This window comes from Salinispora fenicalii, from assembly GCF_000514815.1.
GTDB lineage: Bacteria > Actinomycetota > Actinomycetes > Mycobacteriales > Micromonosporaceae > Micromonospora > Micromonospora fenicalii.
This window is the reverse complement of record NZ_KI911471.1, coordinates 179,715-199,209: the sequence shown is the minus strand read 5'-3', so window position 1 is coordinate 199,209 and position 19,495 is coordinate 179,715. Positions and strand designations below refer to the sequence as shown.

Annotated in this window: 20 protein-coding genes; 10 read left to right on the top strand and 10 right to left on the bottom strand. The window is 69.9% G+C overall.

What is annotated here, in order from left to right; genetic code table 11:
• The first annotated feature begins 51 nt into the window (after nucleotides 1-51).
• From B116_RS0118755 to B116_RS0118740, 4 genes are all read left to right on the top strand, one after another.
• On the top strand, nucleotides 52-597 hold the full coding sequence (locus tag B116_RS0118755; RefSeq protein WP_027660950.1) for a GNAT family N-acetyltransferase: 546 nt from the start codon (nucleotides 52-54) through the stop codon (nucleotides 595-597).
• 37 nt (nucleotides 598-634) lie between these two features.
• Nucleotides 635-886, top strand: coding sequence for a tetratricopeptide repeat protein (locus tag B116_RS25365; RefSeq protein ID WP_018720904.1), 252 nt, complete (start codon nucleotides 635-637; stop codon nucleotides 884-886).
• Nucleotides 887-974: 88 nt separating this feature from the next.
• Nucleotides 975-1,700 (top strand): nucleotidyltransferase family protein, encoded by a 726-nt coding sequence (locus B116_RS0118745; RefSeq protein ID WP_027660949.1) that lies wholly within the window; start codon nucleotides 975-977, stop codon nucleotides 1,698-1,700.
• A gap of 80 nt (nucleotides 1,701-1,780) precedes the next feature.
• Nucleotides 1,781-2,347 carry a pyridoxamine 5'-phosphate oxidase family protein gene (locus B116_RS0118740; protein ID WP_018720905.1) on the top strand — a complete coding sequence of 189 codons (567 nt, stop codon included), beginning with the start codon at nucleotides 1,781-1,783 and terminating at the stop codon, nucleotides 2,345-2,347.
• A 13-nt stretch (nucleotides 2,348-2,360) separates the two neighbouring features.
• Here the strand turns inward: B116_RS0118740 and B116_RS0118735 are convergent, their stop codons facing one another.
• Nucleotides 2,361-4,871, bottom strand: a complete 2,511-nt coding sequence (locus B116_RS0118735; protein ID WP_027660948.1) for a DEAD/DEAH box helicase — start codon at nucleotides 4,869-4,871, stop codon at nucleotides 2,361-2,363.
• 72 nt (nucleotides 4,872-4,943) lie between these two features.
• Nucleotides 4,944-5,645, bottom strand: coding sequence for a tRNA (guanosine(46)-N7)-methyltransferase TrmB (trmB, locus tag B116_RS0118730; protein ID WP_026321462.1), 702 nt, complete (start codon nucleotides 5,643-5,645; stop codon nucleotides 4,944-4,946).
• A 119-nt stretch (nucleotides 5,646-5,764) separates the two neighbouring features.
• On the opposite strand from trmB, the gene B116_RS0118725 reads away from it, so the two are divergent.
• Both B116_RS0118725 and B116_RS0118720 read left to right on the top strand, forming a co-directional pair.
• Nucleotides 5,765-6,415: a hypothetical protein gene (locus B116_RS0118725; protein ID WP_027660947.1), complete on the top strand. Its 651-nt coding sequence runs from the start codon at nucleotides 5,765-5,767 to the stop codon at nucleotides 6,413-6,415.
• Nucleotides 6,412-7,059 (top strand): class F sortase, encoded by a 648-nt coding sequence (locus B116_RS0118720; RefSeq protein ID WP_027660946.1) that lies wholly within the window; start codon nucleotides 6,412-6,414, stop codon nucleotides 7,057-7,059. The genes B116_RS0118725 and B116_RS0118720 overlap by 4 nt, the downstream gene beginning before the upstream one ends.
• 59 nt (nucleotides 7,060-7,118) lie before the next feature.
• Here B116_RS0118720 and B116_RS0118715 read toward each other — a convergent pair whose 3' ends face one another.
• The 3 genes from B116_RS0118715 to B116_RS0118705 all read right to left on the bottom strand — a co-directional run bounded on the left by B116_RS0118715 (nucleotide 7,119) and on the right by B116_RS0118705 (nucleotide 10,147).
• Nucleotides 7,119-7,988, bottom strand: coding sequence for a sulfotransferase domain-containing protein (locus B116_RS0118715; protein ID WP_027660945.1), 870 nt, complete (start codon nucleotides 7,986-7,988; stop codon nucleotides 7,119-7,121).
• A gap of 209 nt (nucleotides 7,989-8,197) precedes the next feature.
• Entirely contained in the window at nucleotides 8,198-8,995 is a 798-nt protein-coding gene (locus B116_RS0118710) for an exodeoxyribonuclease III (protein ID WP_027660944.1), read from the bottom strand.
• Nucleotides 8,996-9,226: 231 nt separating this feature from the next.
• The gene (locus B116_RS0118705; protein WP_018720912.1) at nucleotides 9,227-10,147 is read right to left on the bottom strand and encodes a proteasome assembly chaperone family protein; all 921 of its coding nucleotides are present in this window, start codon (nucleotides 10,145-10,147) and stop codon (nucleotides 9,227-9,229) included.
• A 451-nt stretch (nucleotides 10,148-10,598) separates the two neighbouring features.
• Between B116_RS0118705 and B116_RS0118700 the strand changes: the two genes are divergently transcribed.
• On the top strand, nucleotides 10,599-11,387 hold the full coding sequence (locus tag B116_RS0118700; RefSeq protein ID WP_033667727.1) for an EcsC family protein: 789 nt from the start codon (nucleotides 10,599-10,601) through the stop codon (nucleotides 11,385-11,387).
• On the opposite strand, the gene B116_RS0118695 is transcribed toward B116_RS0118700, so the two are convergent.
• Together B116_RS0118695 and B116_RS0118690 are read right to left on the bottom strand one after the other, a co-directional pair.
• A complete protein-coding gene (locus tag B116_RS0118695; RefSeq protein WP_027660942.1) occupies nucleotides 11,356-12,204 on the bottom strand; it encodes an SGNH/GDSL hydrolase family protein in 849 nt (282 codons plus the stop codon). The two genes, B116_RS0118700 and B116_RS0118695, sit on opposite strands and share 32 nt — an antisense overlap.
• Nucleotides 12,205-12,370: 166 nt before the next feature.
• The gene (locus tag B116_RS0118690; RefSeq protein WP_018720915.1) at nucleotides 12,371-12,970 is read right to left on the bottom strand and encodes an antibiotic biosynthesis monooxygenase; all 600 of its coding nucleotides are present in this window, start codon (nucleotides 12,968-12,970) and stop codon (nucleotides 12,371-12,373) included.
• A 285-nt stretch (nucleotides 12,971-13,255) separates the two neighbouring features.
• Between B116_RS0118690 and B116_RS0118685 the strand changes: the two genes are divergently transcribed.
• The 3 genes from B116_RS0118685 (at nucleotide 13,256) to B116_RS0118675 (ending at nucleotide 15,794) form a co-directional block, all read left to right on the top strand.
• Nucleotides 13,256-13,519: a DUF6343 family protein gene (locus tag B116_RS0118685; protein ID WP_018720916.1), complete on the top strand. Its 264-nt coding sequence runs from the start codon at nucleotides 13,256-13,258 to the stop codon at nucleotides 13,517-13,519.
• Between the two features lie 12 nt (nucleotides 13,520-13,531).
• Nucleotides 13,532-14,944 (top strand): NADP-dependent succinic semialdehyde dehydrogenase, encoded by a 1,413-nt coding sequence (locus B116_RS0118680; protein WP_027660941.1) that lies wholly within the window; start codon nucleotides 13,532-13,534, stop codon nucleotides 14,942-14,944.
• A gap of 124 nt (nucleotides 14,945-15,068) precedes the next feature.
• Nucleotides 15,069-15,794 carry a PP2C family protein-serine/threonine phosphatase gene (locus B116_RS0118675; RefSeq protein WP_027660940.1) on the top strand — a complete coding sequence of 242 codons (726 nt, stop codon included), beginning with the start codon at nucleotides 15,069-15,071 and terminating at the stop codon, nucleotides 15,792-15,794.
• Between the two features lie 3 nt (nucleotides 15,795-15,797).
• On the opposite strand, the gene hrpB is transcribed toward B116_RS0118675, so the two are convergent.
• The 3 genes from hrpB to B116_RS0118660 are packed head-to-tail and all read right to left on the bottom strand — an operon-like array spanning nucleotide 15,798 to nucleotide 19,461.
• Nucleotides 15,798-18,359, bottom strand: coding sequence for an ATP-dependent helicase HrpB (hrpB, locus tag B116_RS0118670; protein ID WP_027660939.1), 2,562 nt, complete (start codon nucleotides 18,357-18,359; stop codon nucleotides 15,798-15,800).
• Between the two features lie 26 nt (nucleotides 18,360-18,385).
• The gene (locus tag B116_RS0118665; protein ID WP_018722689.1) at nucleotides 18,386-18,580 is read right to left on the bottom strand and encodes a DUF397 domain-containing protein; all 195 of its coding nucleotides are present in this window, start codon (nucleotides 18,578-18,580) and stop codon (nucleotides 18,386-18,388) included.
• A 38-nt stretch (nucleotides 18,581-18,618) separates the two neighbouring features.
• Nucleotides 18,619-19,461 (bottom strand): helix-turn-helix domain-containing protein, encoded by an 843-nt coding sequence (locus B116_RS0118660; protein WP_018722690.1) that lies wholly within the window; start codon nucleotides 19,459-19,461, stop codon nucleotides 18,619-18,621.
• Between the last annotated feature and the right edge of the window lie 34 nt (nucleotides 19,462-19,495).

Genomic DNA, 19,495 nt, shown 5'->3' with positions numbered 1-19,495 from the left:
TGCGGAAAATCGGGTTGAGTCGTGGTGCCGGGTGTTGGCTAGATGGGGCGCATGCGCACCATCGTGAGCGACCGCCTCCGGCTGCGCCCTTGGCAGGACGAGGATGCCGCCTTTCTGTTGGATCTCGAGTCGCGCTGGGAGGTCGTGCGGTTTTTGGGTTCGCAGCCCACGATCATGCACGATCGCGAGAGCGCCCTCGCCTCGATCGCACGCCGCCGCGCCATCGATGATCCGGTCCACGGGATCTGGGCTATCACCACGGCGGCGGACGGTCGGCTGATCGGCAATTTCCTGCTCAAGCCGATCCCGCTGTCGGCAGGGGAGCCGGCCGGCACGCCGACCGAGGTCGAGGTCGGCTGGCACCTGCATCCGGACTCCTGGGGGCACGGCTACGCCACCGAAGCGGCGTCGGCGGCCCTGACCGATGCGTTTAGCAGGGGTCTGACGAGGGTCATCGCGGTCACGCATCCGGACAATCGGGCCTCCCAGGCCGTCTGTCGTCGGCTCGGCATGGCGTACCTGGGCCGAACAACGAAGTACTACGACATGCCGAACGAACTCTTCGAGAGTGAGGCGGTGAAGCCTCAGCTGGTGTGAGACCTGATGGGGTTAGTACCTTGTGGCAAGATGCCCGGTGATTCAACTCGCGAGCACGCTGCGCAACCTCGGTGACCCGGAGGAGAGCATTGACCTGTTGACGGCGGAGGTCGACCGGGGTCCCGACGAGTTGGACGACGCGGTGACGGCGTTTCTTGCGCTGGCGTTGGTTGACGTTGGCCGGGAACGAGAGGCGGTGAGCCTCGCACTCGGTGCCCTGGCCAAGCATCTGCCGAGGTACGACTGCTCCCTGGCCCACTACGCGACGTCGGTTGTTGCCGAGAGGTAGCAGCCGCATCGGTCCGGCGGTGGCTCAATGATGCTGGCCCGGCGCCGGCCCTGGTTGGCGGTTGCGGGTGCTTCCTACCCTCGCCAGCATGGCGATAGCACCCGCTGCCGTCCAGGACCTGGGCAACGAACTGCAAGGGCTCGGTTGGGTCAGTGATCTGCTGGTTGCCGGGTCGTTGGCCACCGGCGATTACATCCCGCGCATCAGCGACCTGGACCTGGTCGCGCTCGTGGATGGGCGCGTTGACACCGGTCGGAAGGCAGCGCTCGCTGCCATCCACCGTCGCCTCGATAGTGGAAGCGGCGCGGGGGTCAAGCTCGGGTGCGGGTACGTCGACGGCGCGACCGTTGCGGAGCTCGAGCTACCGCATCTCACCTGGACCCATGGCCGCCTCGTTCACCGCACTCTTTCCCGGGTCACCCGGGCGGAGTTGGTGCGACATGGATACGAGGTATTTGGGCGGCCGCCCGGCGAGGTCTTCCCTGAGGTATCGGACGCCGACATCCGAGCAGCGGCTCGGGCGGAGTTGATCGGCTACTGGGGCTTGGCTGACCGGCGTCCCTGGTGGTGGCTGGACCCCACGATCGCTGAACTCGGTCTTTCCGCCATGGCCCGGGGCCGGCATGCCCTCGACCACGGCGACCTTCTCACCAAGACGCAGGCCATCAAGCAGGCGAACGCTCCTACCTGGCTGGTCGGCTACCTCAGCGCCAGGCGGTGCGGCGAAGCCGTCTCCCTGCCGCGGCTCAGGACGGCCTGGATCGCCTGGCGGGACGCTCGTCGGACAGTCGCCCATGCGAAGCGCGCCCATTGAGTCCACTCTCGAGCGCTGCGCCGACCTCGGCATCGATACTGTGGCCGCGAGTGATCACCGCATGATGGGGGAATGCAGCGATGCCCTTGACGAACCCGTGGCTTGCGGAGCCCGCGCCGACGCGGCGGCTGCCGCGGGACCGGCTTGCGGAGCGGATCCGCAACCTGCTCTCGTCGCAGAACATGTGCGTGCTGGCCACGGTCGGGCCCGACGGGCCGCTGGCCACCCCGGTGCGCTACTACCCGCTCGATTTTGCGGTGATGTTCACCGCCGCGCCGCGGTCGCCGAAGCTGCGCAACATCGCCGCGGACCCGCGGGTCTCGGTGGGTGTCTTCGCCCCGCTGGTCGGGCTGGCCAGCAGCCGTGGCGCGCAGCTCTTCGGCGAGGCTCGGGTGCTGCCACCCGAGCACCCCGACCGCGAGCCCTACTGGGCGGCGTTCCGGTGGGAGAACGAGCACGCCGAACGGGGCCGGTCGCTCGCCGAACCGCCACGGGACACCCTGGTGGTGATCGAGGCGGACCGGATCGTCTACACCGAGCACTGGCTCCGACGGGAGGGCTTCGCCGCCCGTCAGTCCTGGCGACGCCGCGATGACGAGCCCGCGGGCGGCGAACGCACCGGCTTCCACCCGGATGGCGACTGCTGAGCTCGGCCGGGCGCTAGGCGCCGAGCTGCCCGACCGCGGTGATCCGGATGACCGCCGCGCCCGCCTCGTCGGAGGCCGCGAGGTCCACCTCGGCGCTGATTCCCCAGTCGTGGTCACCTTCGGGGTCGTCCAGGATTTGGCGTACGGTCCAGGTCGCGCTGCCCTGCTCGATCAGCAGCAGCGCCGGCCCGCGGGCGTTCGGCCCGATGCCGATCTCCGGGTACTCCTCGAAGTACGGTTCCAGGGCGTCTTCCCAGGCGGCGGCGTCCCAGCCGGCGGCGCTGTCCAGCTCACCCAGTTCGTCCCAGCGGTGCAGGGCGGCCAGCTCCACCCGACGGAACAGGGCGTTGCGGACCAGCACCCGGAAGGCCCGGGTGTTGCGGGTAATCGCCGTTGGCTGGTCGTCCAGGGCGACGGCGACCTCGTCGACGTCAGAGGGGTTGCGCAGCCGCTCCCACTCGTCGATCAGGCTGGAGTCGACCTGGCGGACGAGTTCGCCCAGCCACTCGATGAGGTCGACCAGTTCCTCGGTCTTGGCGTCCTCGGGCACGGTGTGCCGGAGCGTCTTGTACGCGTCGGCGAGGTACCGCAGGACGAGGCCCTCGGACCGGGTCAACCCGTAGAACTGGACGAATTCGCCGAAGGTCATCGCCCGCTCGTACATGTCCCGGACGACGGACTTGGGGGAGAGCTGGTGGTCGGCCACCCAGGGGTGCCCCTGGCGGTACATCTCGTAGGCGTTGTCCAGCAGTTCGGCGAGGGGCTTGGGCCAGGTGACCTCGTCGAGTAGTTCGAGGCGGGCCTCGTACTCGATGCCTTCGGCCTTCATCGCGGCGACGGCCTCACCGCGGGCCTTGAACTGCTGCGCGGAGAGCACCTGGCGCGGGTCGTCGAGGATCGACTCGATCACGCTGAGCACGTCCAGGGCGTAGGCCGGGGACTCGCGGTCGAGGAGTTCGATGGTGGCGAGGGCGAGGGGCGACAGCGGCTGGTTGAGGGCGAAGTCGAGCTGGAGGTCGACGGTGAGTCGGGCCCGTCGGCCGGACTCGTCCGGCTCGGGTAGCTCCTCGACGACGCCACCGGCCCGCAGCGCCCGGTAGATGGCGATGGCGCGGCGGATGTGCCGGCGCTGGGCGGCGCGGTCCTCGTGGTTGTCGGTGAGCAGGTGTCGCATCGCCGCGAACGCGTCGCCGGGGCGGCCGATGACGTTGAGCAGCATGGAGTGGCTGACCTGGAAGCTGGAGGCCAGGGGCTCCGGGTCGGCCTCGACCAGGCGTTCGAAGGTGGGTTTGCCCCAGCCGATCGACCCCTCCGGCGGCTTCTTCCGGACGACCTTTCGGCGCTTCTTCGGATCGTCGCCGGCCTTCGCCAGGGCCTTCTCGTTCTCGATGACGTGCTCCGGTGCCTGCACCACGACCCGGCCGAGGGTGTCGAAGCCGGCCCGTCCGGCGCGGCCGGCGATCTGGTGGAACTCACGGGCCTTGAGGAGCCGGGTCCGGGTTCCGTCGTACTTCGACAGCCCGGTGAAGAGCACGGTGCGGATCGGTACGTTGATGCCGACCCCGAGGGTGTCCGTGCCGCAGATGACCTTGAGGAGCCCGGCCTGGGCCAGCGTCTCCACCAGGCGGCGGTACTTGGGCAGCATCCCGGCGTGGTGCACGCCGATGCCGTGCCGGACCAGCCGGGATAGGGTCTTGCCGAAGCCGGAGGTGAAGCGGAAGTTGCCGATCGCGGTGGCGATGGTGTCCTTCTCGGCCCGGGTGCAGACGTTGACGCTCATCAGTGCCTGGGCGCGCTCCAGGGCCGCCGCCTGGGTGAAGTGTACGACGTACACCGGGGCTTCGCGGGTCTCCAGTAGCTCCTCAAGGGTCTCGTGCATCGGCGTCGTCGCGTACGAGAAGAGGAGGGGGACCGGTCGTTCAGCGGTCTGGACGACGGCGGTCGGGCGTCCGGTGCGCCGGGTGAGGTCGGCCACGAACCGGGTGGTGTCGCCAAGCGTGGCGGACATCAGGATGAACTGCGCCTGCGGCAGCTCGATCAGCGGCACCTGCCACGCCCAGCCCCGGTCCGGCTCGCTGTAGAAGTGGAACTCGTCCATGATCACTTGGCCGACGTCCGCGCGGGTTCCTTCGCGTAGCGCGAGGTTGGCCAGGATCTCCGCGGTGCAGCAGATGACCGGCGCGTCCGGGTTGACGCTGGCGTCGCCGGTGAGCATCCCGACGTTGTCGGCCCCGAACACCTCGCAGAGCGCGAAGAACTTCTCCGACACCAGGGCCTTGATCGGGGCCGTGTAGAAGGTCGTCCGATCATCGGCGAGTGCGGCGAAGTGCGCTGCCATCGCGACCAGGCTCTTGCCGGATCCGGTCGGCGTATTCATGATCACGTTCGCACCGGAGACGATCTCGATGACCGCCTCCTCCTGATGCGGATAGAGATCGAGGCCGCGCTCGGATGCCCAACCGGCGAACGCGTCGTACAGGGTGTCGGGGTCGGCGCTGGCCGGCAGCGCGGCGGTAAGTGTCATGGCGGGGTCCATGGTGCCCCGACCATCACCGCCCGCGCCAACCGGGCCGGTCCTCGGTGCCCCGCGGGGGCCTCAGCAGCGGTGATAGATCAGGTCAGCGACCGGGCGACCGGCGGTCAGGGCGCGGCGTTCGAACTTCGTCACCGGGCGGTGCTCGGGGCGGGGGGCGAACCCGTCGTGCGGGTTCACCAGCCCCGGATCGGCGTCCAGGGTCCGCCGCATCGCTGTGGCGTACTCGGCCCAGTCGGTCGCGCAGTGCAGCGTGCCACCGGCTGTCAACCGGGAGCGCAGCAGGGCGACGTGATCGGGCTGGATGATACGCCGTTTGTGGTGCCGGACCTTCGGCCACGGGTCCGGGAAGAAGACGTGCACCGCGTCGAGTGAGCCGGCGGGCAGGGCGCTGACCAGGTCCAGTGCGTCGCCCTCGGCGATCCGAACATTGCTCAGAGAGCGCCGCTCCACCAGGTCGAGGAGGTTGGCGATTCCCGGCGTATGCACCTCGACCGCCAGATAGTCTCGGTCCGGATCGGCGGAGGCCATCGCCACGGTGGCGTCGCCCATCCCAGAACCGATCTCCAACACCAGGGGCGCGCGGCGCGGGAACAGGACAGCCGGCTCCACCGGCGTGCCGGGTACCTCCGGGACGGTCAGGCCGTACCGCGGCCACAGCTGTTGCAGCGCGCTGGTCTGGCGCGGTGACATCCGGCCGCGTCGCGGGTGAAATGTCCGGATGCTCCGCGCGGGCGCGGTGGGGTGGGAGTCGGTGATGGTCACAGCGATCCGAGCGTACGCGAGGACCGCGCCGGATCGGATGTGATGTGCGACGGGGATGTCGGGATTCCCCGTGCGACAGGCCGGGCGTGCGTGCCGCCCAGCCGGGTCGGGAGGGGGCAGTGGTGAAGGTGACCCGCGGGGGCCTGGTGGCGACGATCGCGGTCGCGGTCGTCGGTCCGCTGCTCGCCGTCGGGGCCGCAACCGCGACGGCTGGGCCAGCGTCAGCCCAGATGGTGTCGGCCGGACCGGCTGCTGCTGGAGCCGCCTCGGCCTGGTCCACCCGCATTGCGGAGTCGACCGCCGAGGGTGCGGTCCACCCTGTTGCCGCGCCCATGCAGCCCGAGGAACCGAAGCCGTCGACCGTCTTCGTTGAGGTGAATCCGAGCACGGTGAAAGCCGGCTACCTGGTCGGGATCCGGGCGAGTTGCCGGGACAACTCCATCCCGGCGGTCGTCTGGTCCGACGCCTTCGGCCGCGTGCAGGTGAAGCCGGACAACGGGCTGTTGACCGCGACGGCGATGGTGCGGGAACGAACCCTGCCCGGCAGCTACCGGGTCAAGCTGGAGTGCCGCGGCGGTGAGACCGCGTCAACGATGCTCCAGGTTGTCAAATCGGTCACGCCCAGTCGCGGTCCGGCCACCGGGTTCGGCGGGTCTGCCGGCCACTTCTTCGATGGGCTGTTGCTGCCGGTTGGGGGCGCGCTGACCGTGGCCGGTCTGGTGGTGTGGCTGGTGTCCCTCCGCCGGCTCCGTGGGGCTGCCCGCCGATGACCAGGGCCCGTGCCGCCCGCGCGTCCCGCCGACCGGCGGGCCGTCGTAGCCCGTGGGTCGTACCGCTCGCCGTGCTTCTGGTGCTGGTGGGGGTCTTCGCCACCGGCGCCGGACTGGGCCGGACCACCGGCCCGCTGGAGTGGGCGAGCGCGGCAGACGTTGCCCGCCCCGCCGGGGGCGCCGGACCGGAACCGGCCACCAGCCCTCCGGTTCGCCTCGCCGTACCCGCGATCGGTGTCGCCGCGCCGATCGCGCCCGTGGGGCAGGCTCGGGATGGCTCGATCGCGGTCCCGCCGCTGGAGCGGGCTCACGAGACCGGCTGGTACGACCGGGGGCCGGTCCCCGGCGATCCGGGGCCGGCGGTCATCGTCGGTCACGTCGACACCAGGGCTGGTCCGTCGGTCTTCGTTGACCTGCACCGGCTGCGCCCCGGCGACCCGATCGAGGTGACCCGGGCCGACGGCTCGGTCGTGGGATTCCGGGTCGACTCGGTGGAACGATTCCCCAAGGATCAGCTCCCTGCCGAACGCGTGTACGGCGATTCCGGGCCGGCCGGGCTTCGCCTGATCACCTGCGGTGGAGCCTGGGTGGGGGGCCGCACCGGCTACGCCGACAACGTCATCGCCTTCGCCACGATGACCTGAGCCCGGACCTCGGTCAGGAGACGCGTCGCGATGACCTGAGCCCGGTCCGGTGACCTCGGTCAGGAGACCGCGTCGCGGGCCGGGTAGCCGAGAACCTCAACGAGGTTTCCGGTCGCCGCCGTGAAAGCCTCGTAGACCTCGTCATCGAAGTGGTTGCGCCAGTCGCCGGCTTTGCCCTTTCGGTAGTGGGAGATCTTCCCAGCGCTCTCCCGGTCCTTCCGCATCTTGGTGAAGCTGTAGCGGGACAACAGGGGCTCCAACTCGGCGGAGGGCAGGGCGATCCCGCAGTGCCGCATCAGCTGGTCCACCTCCTCCAGCTGCCGCTCACCGGTCAGGTCTTCGTAGCGGAACAGGCGGAAGGTCTCGGAGCTCGGGGCGAGCGCCCAGGACCGAAGCCGGGCGAAGAGGTTTTGCTTGGAGTGGCGTTTGATGACGTGGAGTATCCCTTCCTTCATCGGGATTTCCCGTAAAGTTTTCCGCACCTGGAGGATATCGCCCATTGGTGCGTGCGAGTTGCGCAGCGAAAAGTAGCTTGAAATAACGATGTCGCGTGGGTCGCGAATTACAAAGAACGCGCGATAGGTGCCGGGCTTTGCAATTTTATCGAATTGGGGATAAGAGTGAAACAATGCTAGACCGGCGCGGCCGGCTGGAATGACGGGTAGCTTGCGTCGCTTATAGAAGCGCGGGTCGTAAGGGAGGAGCCCGGAGTGACGGTAGACGGTGGAGTCGCTGAATAGGGCCTTGATCCACTGGCTGCCCGTCTTGTGTACGGTGCAGTGGTAGATGTTGTCGAACTCGCACCGGTCGGCCACCGGGACGATGAGCCGCTTTCTTGTGTTGTGGGCTTCGAGCTGTGCTCTACGTGCCATGCGGCGCATTAGGTTGGGGCTGTGGTGCTTGGCGAATTCTATGGTTCGATTGATCATTGTCGGGGCCTCGTCTGCGCCTTTAAGGTAGGGAATCTCTGGGCGTATTGTGGGGGGCGGTGTCGGTGGAATCCCCAGGTCTAACCGTTCCCGTCCCGATGTGCCAACGTGTCACTAGGAATATCCCCGACGGTCCAATTAAAGTCAATCCTACCCTCGGCGATTGGTTGGTAACGCGGCGTGTGGTGTGAATTGTCGCCGGAGGGTACTCAAAACGTCTCCACTGCCGGGACAAGGTCGGCGTCCACGACGATCGGAGCATGGTCCGAGGGGCCCTTGCCCTTGCGGGCCTCCCGGTCCACGTACGCGGCCCGGACCACGCGGGCGAACGGAGCAGAGGCGTACACCAGGTCGATCCGCATGCCCTTGTTCTGATGGAACATTCCGGCCCGGTAGTCCCAGTAGGTGAAAGGGTGGGGGCCCTTCATCGGGGTTGGGACCACGTCGGCGAGGCCCAGATCGCGTAGCGCCGCGAGTGCCGCCCGTTCGGCGGGCGTGACGTGGGTGGAGCCGGTGAACAGGGCCGGATCCCACACGTCGGCGTCCGTAGGGGCCACGTTGAAGTCGCCGCACACCACCAGCGGTGCGCTGCCGGTCAGCTCGACCTCCAGCGTGTCCCGGAGCGCGCCGAGCCAGGTTAGCTTGTACCCGTAGTGCGGGTCGTCGAGGGTGCGGCCGTTGGGCACGTAGACCGACCAGACCCGTAGCCCGGCGCAGGTAGCGGAGAGGGCACGGGCTTCCGGATCGGGAAAGCCCGGCTCGCCGGGGAAGCCGAGGGTGACATCGGTGAGGCCGACCCGGGACAGAATGGCGACCCCGTTCCATCGGCCGTCACTGTGGCTGGCGACCGCGTAGCCAAGCGCACCAACTTCGGCGACCGGGAACGCGCCGTCCGGGCACTTGGTCTCCTGGAGGCAGACGACATCCGGCTTCGTGTCCGCCAGCCAGTCGAGCAGCCGGGGCAGGCGGGCCTTCACGGAGTTGACGTTCCACGTCGCCAAGCGCATGTCTCCCAGCCTGCCCGATCTGTCGCCGGCCCGCTGCCCGCCCGGGGCGTGTCACCGACGGATAGTCGGGGAGGACGCTCGGCGCCGCTCCCCGATCTCGCGCGCTCTCCGACCTTGCCCGCTCTCCGACCTCGCCCGCGCCGCGGCCCGCCGGACCGCGGGGACCCGGCTCAGTGCTCCGGCGCGGATCCCTGCGGTCGGCGGAGCGGCCCGTCCACCTCGACGACCAGCTCAGCCGCCCGGGTTGTCGTTGGGGCGGGTCTGCTCGGCCAGGAAGCGTTCCAACTCGGCACCGAGCTCGTCGGCCGTCGGCAGGGCCTCGGTCCCGGTGTTGAGCAGGTTCGGCTGGCCGCGCCCACGGGTGAAGGCGTCGTACTGCTCCTCCAGCGCCTGGACCAGTGCCGCGGCGTCCTCGGTCTGGGCGACCTGCCGGTCGATTTCCGTCCGGACCGCCTCGGTCGCGGCGCGCAGGCTGTCGCTGGGAAGGAGGAGCCCGGTGCTGCGTGACACGGAAGTGAGCAGCACCTCGGCCGCGGCAGGGTACTCGGTCTGCGCGACGTAGTGCGGCACGTGCGCGGCGAAGCCCAGTGCGTCGCGGCCCTGCTCGCCGAGGCGGTACTCGAGCAGGTATCCAATGCTGCCGGGCACCTGTACGCGTTGCAGCCACGGCTCGTAGCCCGCGGTGAGTTCACGCCGGGTGGCGTGGGCGGTGACGCCGGTGCGGCGGGTGTGTGGCACCGCCATCGGTATCGCGTTGAGGCCGACCGTCAGCCGGACGTCCAGTCGGGCGGAGAGTCCGGCCACGGCGGCGACGAAACGTTCCCATTGCAGGTCTGGTTCGGGGCCGGTGAGCAGCAGGAACGGGGTATCGGCGTCATCCCGGAGCAGGTGCAGCTCCAGGGCCGGGGCGTCGTAGGACTCCCAGTGATCCTCGACGAAGGTCATCACTGGCCGGCGCGAGCGGTAGTCGAAGAGCTGGTCCAGGTCGAACCGGGCCACTGGCCGCGCGTCGAGCGAGGTGAGCAGTTGCTCGCGAGCCAACCGGGTGGCGTTACCGGCGTCAACGAAGCCGGAGAGCGCCTGGATCAGGACGGGCTGCCCGAGGTCGGGCAGATCGTCGGTGAGTTCGTAAAGCTCGTGTGGGTCGAGCACCGGTGCGGACCTCCCTGGATGTGGCTACGGGCCGTCGTGCGCGGACGGCACCCGGTTGGGGAAACTACCTGCAGCCCTGTGGCATTCCGCCGGGCCCCCGGGCCAGGTCCCGAGTCCGCAGTCCCGGCTGGGACTGCCAGATGGCAGTTTGCGGTGCTGGGGGCGCCCCTGCCGACGGGGGTCGAGCCCGGTGACCGGCATCAACCCGCCGTACGCTAGCCGACCAGTCCGGCACAGTGGACGGGTGCTTTGGTGCCGCATCCACCAGATCGGGGTGTTCCGCCGTTCCCTCAGCGGACGACATCTCATCGAGCGGGGGTGGCGGAGGCGGCGCCTGTCATGCAGCAGCAGACGGGGTGTCGTGCGACCCGAACGCCATCGTTGACCGTTTCCGAGTCAGCCGTGAAGCTGGCAAGCAGGCCGCCCAGCCGCAGACCCCGGGGAGCCCACCGTGACCGATGCCGCGCCCGCCGATGGTCAGTCCGACGTTCGCCCGCCGCAGAAACCCGAGCCGTCCCCGGCCGTTGCGGGGCCGCCAGCCGGGCTGTGGGACCGGATGCGCGAGGACCCGCAGTACGCGCCGGAGCACCTCGCCCTTGCGGCGGTGCGCCAGCTCGGTCCGGAGGCGGTTCAGTGGGCGCGGCGGGTCCGCGCCGAGCAGCCCGGGACGGTGCCGGTCGAGGCCTTGGCCGAACAGGCGGTTCGCCGGTTCGTCAACCACGCCCGGTTCCCCGAGGCGGCCTCCGGGGCGACGGGCCTACCCGGCCTGGTGATCGACCTGGGTCTCCTCGCCTGGACCCAGGCCCGGATGGTGTTGCACGTCGCAGCCGCCTACGGGCTGGACGCCACGCACCACGACCGCGCCGTTGACCTGTTGGTGTTGCAGAAGGTACACAAGACCGCCCAGGGCGCACGGCTCGCGCTCGGGGTGGCTGACGGTCGGGAGCGCGCTGATGCGCTCTTTGGCTCCAGCGCCGGCCAAGCCCCGCTCGGCCAGGTGACGCTCCGCCTCGGTGCCCGGCTGGCCCAGATGGCCGGTGCCCGGGCCACCAAGCGGGTGGTCGCGAAGGTGCTCCCGGGAGTCGCCATCATCCTGGGCACCTGGGCAAACTCCTCGGCAACCAAGGAGCTCGCCACGCGGTCCCAGGCGTTGTATCGCCAGCACAGTGCGGTGGGCTGCCGATGTGGTGGAGCGGAGAAGCACCGACTCAAGCGTCGCGTCCCCAGGCTTCCCAGGTGACCTCGGCGAGCCGCTCCTGGCCGGCGAGGTTGGGATGGAACCAGTCAAAGGTGTTGACCAGGTCCAGCGTGAACCGGAGCCGGTGGGCGGCGCCCTCGTCGTAGCGGCAGCGGGAGCCGTACGCCTGGCAGGCTGCGGCGAGCTGGTCGTTATAGGCAACGACTCGTTCGCGTACGGCGTCTCGCCGGGAACGATCCGCCGGGTCGGTGGAGGTCGGATTCCCGAGCAGAGCCGGGCAGATTCCCAGACTCCAGGCCCGTACCGCCCGTTCGTTGGTGTGCCCCACCTCCCAGAGTCGGTACAGGTCCGGAATGCTGACGACCAGTAGCCGCGCCTGCGGCAGCTCCGCACTCAGCACCCGCAGCCCCCGGTCCACCTGATTCCGGAACGTCTCCACCGGGGTCATCTCCGCGACCTCGCCGTGACAGACGTCGTTCGCGCCGATGAGCACGGTGATCCGGTCCGGTTGGTCCCGCGTCGCCTGCTCCGCCTGGCCGGCGAGCGCGGACGCCCGGGCTCCCGCTTGAGCGTGGTTGAACGCCTGCCCGCGGATCACTGGATCCTGGTCGAGTAGCCGTCGGTAGTGGCTCTCCACCCGGAGGCTGTTCCCGGTTGACCAGGAGTTGCGGTCGCATGGCGTCACTACCAGGCAGGAACCGAAGCCAGTGCTGATCGAATCGCCGAGGGCGGCGATTCCGCCGGCCTCGGTGCCGGGTGATCCTGGACTGCTGCTGGGCGATGTCGCTCCGCCGTTCTCGCAGGCGAGTGCGACGAGTGCGAGCAGACAGACGACGGCGGTGACCCAGCGTCGAGGCATGACTTCCCCAAGCGGCCTAGCGGCAAGTGATTGCCTCGGCACCCTATGGGTCTGGTGGGGGTGCTGGTCGAGCAATGTCGGATATGCAGCACCGAATTGCTACGCCGCTCCTGCCAGCCCGCGGGAACCGCGGTCCGCGGTCGTCACCGCTTTCCGCGGTTGGTCCTCATCGTGGGCCGCGGGCAGGAGGCCGGCCGTGCAGCCACCAGCCGAGCGCCTGAGTGATCCGGGGCAATACGACGTACGTCATCAGCGGTGTCAGCGTCAGCGTCATGATCAGTACGCGAGCCGGCACCGGGACGTCCGGGATGAATCGGCCGGTCAGCAGGGTCGCGGTCAGACTGAGGGGGAAGAACGCCAACCAGATCGTCATCGCCTGCTTCCAACGCGGCGGCGACGGTGGTGGAGCGGTCGGCTCCCCGCTGACCGGCTCGACAACCTGCCCCCGCCGGGAGAACCAGCCCTCGACCCCGGTCCGGCGTTCCACCTGGGTGTGCTCGACGACGCCCTGTGCCGAGGCCAGCCACCAATGCCGCTGCGGTGACTCCTCCCAGCGGCGCAGTGTCTCGTCGTCGGCGAACCGGTAGAGCATGTGCCACTCGCCGGATCCGGGGGCGCTGCGGATCCAACCGGCGCCGAGAAAGCCAGGAAACGCCTCCGCCAACGCCGTACCAGCGCGCATCCACGCCACCATCTCCTGGGTTCGAGCAGGGTCGGTGCGTCGGGCGACTGAGACGGTCACTGGGATCGAGGGCGTCATGGTCATGCCTCCATGTTCCTCGCCGAAGCCCCGATCAACTGGCGTACGGTGCGTCGGTGTAACGCGAATAACCTGGGTGGTGAGCCGACTCACCACGGCCAGCCGGCACGCCTCGGAATAACACCGGCCGGCAGATGCTCCTGGCCGGTGGGGAGGCGCCTGTCCAGGACGTGTTCCTAGTCGGCGGTGAGGCGTGCCCTGGCCTGGGCGTGTTTCCAGTCGGTGGTGAGGCGTGCCCTGGCCTGGGCGTGCTCCTGGTTAGACGAATCCCTGGGCGGGTAGGTCCAGGTGATGACGAGATCGCAGCCCCGGCGTGCCCGTGGCACCGTCGGTCATGCCTACAGCGCGCTCAATCTTCGCCTCGTGCTCGCTAGCTTCGGCCTGGTCACGATGGTGGTTCTCGGCGCGCTGGCGTTTCGGGCGGGGGTGGTCTGGCTGGGGGTGTTCTGCGTCCTCTTCGCCGTGGTAGCCGTCGTCGACCTGGTGATCATCCAGCGGCGACGGAGCGCTCGTCGCCGGGAGGAGCCGGGCACCCGGCATTCGCTGTTCGAGTGACAGGAGTTCGCGATGCCCATCGCCACCACCAACCCGGCCACCGGCCAGACGCTGAGGACGTTTGCGCCGATCTCGTCCGAGCAGGTGGAGGCGGCGATCAGCCGGAGTTCCCACGCGTGTCGGCAACTGCGGGACATGACGGTCGAGGAACGCGGTGACTGGCTCAACATGGCCGCCGCCCTATTGGAGGCCGAACGCGACGACGTGGCCCGACTGATAACAACGGAGATGGGAAAGACGTACGCCGCTGCTCAGGCCGAGGTGGCCGGCTGCGTCAATGCCTGCCGTTTCTACGTGACAAAGGCACCGGCATTCCTCGCTGACGAGCCCGCCGATGCGGCCAGCGTCGGTGCCGCTCGGGCCTTCGTCCGGTATCAGCCGCTCGGGCCGATCCTGGCGGTGATGCCCTGGAATTTTCCGCTCTGGCAGGTGTTCCGTTTCGCCGCGCCGGCGCTGATGGCCGGCAATACCGGCCTGCTCAAGCACGCCTCGAACGTCCCCCAGACTGCTCTCTACCTGGCGGACCTCTTCCGCCGGGCCGGCTTTCCGCCGGGGGCGTTCAGCACGCTGTTGGTCGGTTCCGACGCGGTGGAGGCCATTCTCCGCGATCCGCGGGTTCGTGCCGCGACGGTGACCGGCAGCGAGCGTACGGGACGCACGATCGCCCAGATCGCCGGTCGTGAGTTGAAGAAGACTGTGTTGGAACTCGGCGGTAGCGACCCGTTCGTGGTGATGCCCTCGGCCGACCTGGACCGGGCCGCCGAGGTGGCGACCGCTTCCCGATGCCGAAACAACGGCCAGTCCTGCATCGCTGCGAAGCGCTTCATCGTGCACACCGACGTGTTCGACGCCTTCGCGGAGAGGTTTGCCGCGCGGATGTCCGCACTGCGGGTGGGTGACCCGATGGAGGAGGCCACCGACGTGGGCCCACTCGTCAGCGAAGGGAGCCGCGCCGAGATCGCCGCCCAGGTACGCGACGCCGTTGACCAGGGTGCGACCCTCCGTTGCGGGGGTGAGCTGCCGGCGGGGGAGGGCTGGTACTACCCGCCCACGGTCGTCGCCGATCTCACCCCGCGGATGCGGATGTGGGCCGAGGAAGTTTTCGGGCCAGTCGCCGGGCTGTACCGAGTGTCGTCGTACGACGAGGCGATCGAGGTGGCCAACGGCACCGCGTTTGGGCTCGGTGCCAACGCCTGGACTGAGGATCCGGCGGAGCAGGAGCGGTTCGTCATTGACCTGGAGGCGGGGAACGTCTTTGTCAACGGTATGACCACGTCCTTTCCGGAGCTGCCGTTCGGCGGGGTGAAGAACTCTGGGTATGGCCGCGAGCTGGCCGCGGTGGGGATGCGCGAGTTCTGCAACACCAAGACCGTGTGGGTTGGTGGCGACGGCCGCACCGAGTCGGTGGCAGCATACGTCGAGTGAGGCGGATGAGCGGCGTCGCGGGCCAGGTGATCGTTGGGCTCGGTAACGGTGAGATTCGCCGCGCCACGCCGGGTCGGGGTGCCTCCTGGAGACAACCGCCCCTCCGCCTGGCAGGCTGCCTCCCATGACCTTGAAGCTGCGTTCGTTCGGCATGAGCGACCGTGGGCTGATCCGGAGTGGGAACCAGGACGCCCTGTACTCAGGTAGCTGGCTCGTCGCCGTCGCCGACGGCATGGGTGGGATGGCCGCCGGTGATCTTGCTAGCGCCATGGCGATCAGTTCGATTGCTCCACTCGACGTGGCGACCCCGGAAGGTGAGCTGGTCGCCGCGTTGCAGCGGGCCATTGGGGCGGGGACCGCACGAATCCGGCAGGCCGTCAGCGAGGAGCCGGAGCGCCAGGGCATGGGCACCACGCTGACCGCCCTGCTCCTTGCCCGAACGGGCAGCTGCCTCGCGTTGGCTCACGTCGGTGACTCCCGGGCGTACTTGTTCCGCGAGGGTGTGCTCAAACAGATCACCCGGGACGACACGTTCGTGCAGCTCCTCGTTGACCAGGGGGTCATCACCCCGGACGAGGCGAGTAGCCACCCCCGCCGAGCCGTCGTGACCCAGGCGTTGCAGGGCGAGGAGGTCTCCCCGGCCTACGCGACGATGATCCCCTGGGCTGGTGATCGTTGGTTGCTGTGCAGCGATGGGCTGTCGAACGTGGTCCGCCCGGAGACGCTTACCGAGGTGCTCGCCGGGTACCCCGACCGGGCCGAGTGCGCCCGAAAGTTGATCGACCTGGCGCTGCACGCCGGCGGCCCGGACAACATCACCGCCGTCGTCGCCGACCTGGTGGCGGAGTAAGCCTCAGCGGCGCCGCGGGTTGGCCCGCCGGGTCGGCTCGGCGGTCGTCGGATCCACCGGCCAGGAGTGCCGCGGATAGCGCCCGCGCAGCTCCGCCCGCACCTGCGGGTAGCCGGACCGCCAGAAGGACGCCAGGTCCCCGGTGACCGCAACCGGACGCCCGGCGGGGGAGAGGAGCCGCAGTAGGACGGGCACCCGACCAGCAGCGATCCGGGGTGCCTCCGGCCAGCCGAAGGTCTCCTGGAGCCGGACCGCCAACACCGGCGTGGTCGGATCCGTGTAGTCGACACGGATCCGGGAGCCGCTGGGCACCGTGAGCCGCTCTGGTGCGAGTTCGTCCAGGCGGGCCGCGAGTGACCAGGGCAGCAGGCGGCGCAGCGCGGAGAGCACATCGATCTGGGCCAGGTCGGCCCGCCGGCGGGCGCCGGCCAGCTCCGGCGCGAGCCAGTTCGGCGCCGCGGCCAGCAGCGCCGCATCATCCACCTCGGGCCACTCGTCGCCGAGGGCCGTGTGGCAGAACGCCAGCCGCTCGCGCAACGCCCGGGCCGCCGGGGTCCAGGTCAACAGTCCCAGTCCGGTCCGACGCAGGCCGTCCACGAGCGCGTTGCACAGCTCATCCCGGTCCGGCTCGACGAGCGGGCGTTCAACGAGGTCGAGGGAGCCCAGCCGGACCACCTCCCGAGCCACCACATCCGTCCCGGACCAGGCCACCTCGCGCACCGTGGTCAGCAGCGAACCGCCGGCCGTCCGGGCGGTCGCCTCGTCTATCGGAGCCGCCAGTCGGATTCGGGCTGCCGGGGCGCCCGGCGTCCGGTCGGCGACCGCGACCGCCAGCCACGCCGAGTCGGTCAGCGCCGACCCGGGCGCCAACGTCGCGGCGGTCCCGCCGCTCATCAGGTACGTCGAGTCGCCCGGCCGTCGGATTCGGGCCAGCCGTTCCGGATACGCCAGGCCGACGACCAGCCCCGCGGCCAGGTCGTCGGGGAGGCTGGACTCCGGCGTCGTCGGTCCGGGTCCCGGCGGCAGGGCGGTACGCAGCCGGCGTACCTCGGCACGCCAGCGGCTGGTGGCGTTGGCGTCCGTTCCGGCGCGAAGCCGTCGCAGCACCGCGGTGAGGTCGTCCCGGGGGCCGGTGACCCCCTCCTCGGCGAGGAGGGCGACGACCTCGGCCGCGCGGTCCGGGCCGAGCTGGGCGGCGCCGTCGATCAGGGCGCGGCCCAGCCGGGGGTGCGTGCCGACCGCGGCGATCGCCCGGCCGCGGCTGGTGACCCGCCGATCGGCGTCGAGCGCGCCGAGAGCGATGAGGGACTCCTGGGCCACGGTGAGCGCCGCCGCCGGCGGCGGGTCTGGTAGCGCGAGACCGTGTCCGTCCGGCGTGCCCCAGGCCGCGATGTCCAGCGCGAACCGGGTGAGGTCGGCGGTGGCGATCTCTGGCTCCGGCTGCGCGGCAAGTCGCTCGTGGTGTGCTGCCGACCAACAGCGGTACACCTGCCCCGGGCCCTCCCGGCCGGCCCGGCCGGCCCGCTGGGTGGCGGCAGCCCGGGACACCGGGACGGTGACCAACGCACCCAGTCCGCGGGCGAGGTCGGTGCGCGCGACGCGGGCCAGCCCCGAGTCGACAACCACCCGCACCCCCGGCACCGTCAGACTGCTCTCCGCGACCGATGTCGCCAGCACCACCCGCCGACGGTCGGGGCCGGCGCGGGATGGGGTGTCGGACGCGTCGAGCTGAAACGGTTGAGCCCGCAACACCGCGTCCTGCTCCGCTGAGCGCTGCCGGCCGTGCAACGGCAGGACCGCGATCTCGGCGGGCAGGCCGGCCAGTCGGGCGCTGATGGCGGCGATCTCTCCAACGCCGGGGAGGAAGACCAACACGTCGCCGTCGTGCTCGCGTAGGGCTCGCCGGATGGTGGCTGCGACATGGTCGAGTAGTGCCGGGTCTACCCGGCCGCCGCCGGCGGGGAGGACCGGGCGGGGCGGCGGTGCCCAGATCCGGGTCACCGGGTACGCCGCCGCTGACGCTCGCACCACCGGCGCGGGCACGTCACCGCCGAGCAACGTGGCGAGGCGATCCGAGTCGGGGGTGGCCGACATGCCGAGCAACCACAGCTCTGGGCGGAGCGCGGCCCGCGCCTCCACCGTGAACGCGAGCGCCAGGTCGGCGTCGAGCTGCCGCTCGTGGATCTCGTCGAGTAGGACGGCGCTGCTGTCGGCCAGCTCCGGGTCCCGGTGCAGCCGGCGGACCAGGAGTCCGGTCGTTACCACCTCGACCTGGGTACGTGGTCCGACCCGGCGATCGCCCCGCACCGCGTACCCGACCCGCTCCCCCACCCGCTCGCCGAGCAGCGCGGCCATCCGGCGGGCGGCGGCGCGGGCGGCCATCCGGCGGGGCTGCGCTACCAGCACCCGGCCGGTCACCTCCGCGGCCACGGCGAGTGGGAGCAGTGTGGTCTTGCCGCTGCCCGGCGGCGCCACGAGCACCGCGGTGCCGGTGGCGTGCAGCGCCGCCAGCACCGCGGGCACCACCGGCCGGACCGGCAGGTCAAAGGGGGCGTCGGAGAACACGGCAGGAGTGTCCCACCGCCGGTGGGTCAGTCGCCGCGGACCCCATCGATGCCGGAGACGAAGGCACGCCAGGCCGGCGTGGGAAAGGCGAGTACCGGGCCGCGACGGTCCTTGCTGTCCCGGACCGCGACCTGTTCAGTCGATGTGGACACCTCAATGCAGTTCCCGTTGCCCACACTGCGGCTGCTGGTGCGCCACTCAGTCCGGTCGAGCGCCGTCATCGCGTACCTCTCGTCAATGTCGGCGTGCCTCGCCGACGTTACGGAAAGTTACTAGAAGCTGCCAAAAGATGTGCCTGGGATGCCGCTGGATCGAGTGCCAGACGGCGCAGCTCCTCGTGTACAAGGCTATACCCAGCAACGTGCTCCGCCCCCTCCAGTGCCAGGCCTGTCGTGAGATTTTCCAGGTAGACCACGGCGGCGTCGGCCGTGTCGGCGAAGGCGAGGATGACGTACGGCGCGCTCATGGCGGGGTGCCCGCCGGCCGAGAAGGGAAGTACCTGCACAGTAACGTTCGGTAACTGTGCGACCGTAGCGATGTGCGCTAGCTGGTCGGCCATCACCGAGTTCCCGCCGACCGGCCGGCAGAGCACCGCCTCGTTGAGGACGACCGACAGCTCCACCGGGTTGTCTCGGTGCAAAACCTCCTGGCGGCGCAGGCGCGCGGCGACCTTTCGCTCCAGTCCCTCCTCGCCGGCGGTGTGCCGGAAAACCTCTCGTGCGTACGCCTCGGTCTGGAGGAGGCCGGGCACGGCCTCGCCTTCGTACGTGTGCAGTGCGGCGGCTTCGGCCTCCAAGCCGACGTAGAACTCGAACCACTCCGGCAGGACGTCGCTGTAGCTCTGCCACCAGCCGCGCTGCTGGGCGCCGCGGGCGATCTCGATCAGTGCCTCGGCGTCGGCGCCGGTGACCTGGTAGAGGGCGAGGGCGGCGCGGACGTCGCGCGGCTTGATTCCAATCTGGGCGTTCTCGATTCGGGACAGGTTGCTTTTGGACATGTCCAGCTGGCGTGCCGCGACATCGAGGGTCATGTTGGCGTGCTCGCGGAGCTGGCGGAGTTCACGGGCGATACGGCGGCGGCGTACGGTCGGGCTTGCGGTCACCCTCCGAGTCTGTCACGACAAGATCCCCAGGTCG

What these genes read in the sequence shown, in the direction of transcription:
- B116_RS0118755 (WP_027660950.1), top strand. Translation starts at nt 52, where the DNA reads ATGCGCACCATCGTGAGCGACCGCCTCCGGCTGCGCCCTTGGCAGGAC.
- B116_RS0118745 (WP_027660949.1), top strand. Translation starts at nt 975, where the DNA reads ATGGCGATAGCACCCGCTGCCGTCCAGGACCTGGGCAACGAACTGCAA.
- B116_RS0118740 (WP_018720905.1), top strand. Translation starts at nt 1,781, where the DNA reads ATGCCCTTGACGAACCCGTGGCTTGCGGAGCCCGCGCCGACGCGGCGG.
- B116_RS0118735 (WP_027660948.1), bottom strand. Translation starts at nt 4,871, where the DNA reads ATGACACTTACCGCCGCGCTGCCGGCCAGCGCCGACCCCGACACCCTG.
- B116_RS0118720 (WP_027660946.1), top strand. Translation starts at nt 6,412, where the DNA reads ATGACCAGGGCCCGTGCCGCCCGCGCGTCCCGCCGACCGGCGGGCCGT.
- B116_RS0118715 (WP_027660945.1), bottom strand. Translation starts at nt 7,988, where the DNA reads ATGATCAATCGAACCATAGAATTCGCCAAGCACCACAGCCCCAACCTA.
- B116_RS0118710 (WP_027660944.1), bottom strand. Translation starts at nt 8,995, where the DNA reads ATGCGCTTGGCGACGTGGAACGTCAACTCCGTGAAGGCCCGCCTGCCC.
- B116_RS0118695 (WP_027660942.1), bottom strand. Translation starts at nt 12,204, where the DNA reads ATGCCTCGACGCTGGGTCACCGCCGTCGTCTGTCTGCTCGCACTCGTC.
- B116_RS0118690 (WP_018720915.1), bottom strand. Translation starts at nt 12,970, where the DNA reads ATGACCATGACGCCCTCGATCCCAGTGACCGTCTCAGTCGCCCGACGC.
- B116_RS0118685 (WP_018720916.1), top strand. Translation starts at nt 13,256, where the DNA reads ATGACGAGATCGCAGCCCCGGCGTGCCCGTGGCACCGTCGGTCATGCC.
- B116_RS0118680 (WP_027660941.1), top strand. Translation starts at nt 13,532, where the DNA reads ATGCCCATCGCCACCACCAACCCGGCCACCGGCCAGACGCTGAGGACG.
- B116_RS0118675 (WP_027660940.1), top strand. Translation starts at nt 15,069, where the DNA reads ATGACCTTGAAGCTGCGTTCGTTCGGCATGAGCGACCGTGGGCTGATC.
- B116_RS0118665 (WP_018722689.1), bottom strand. Translation starts at nt 18,580, where the DNA reads ATGACGGCGCTCGACCGGACTGAGTGGCGCACCAGCAGCCGCAGTGTG.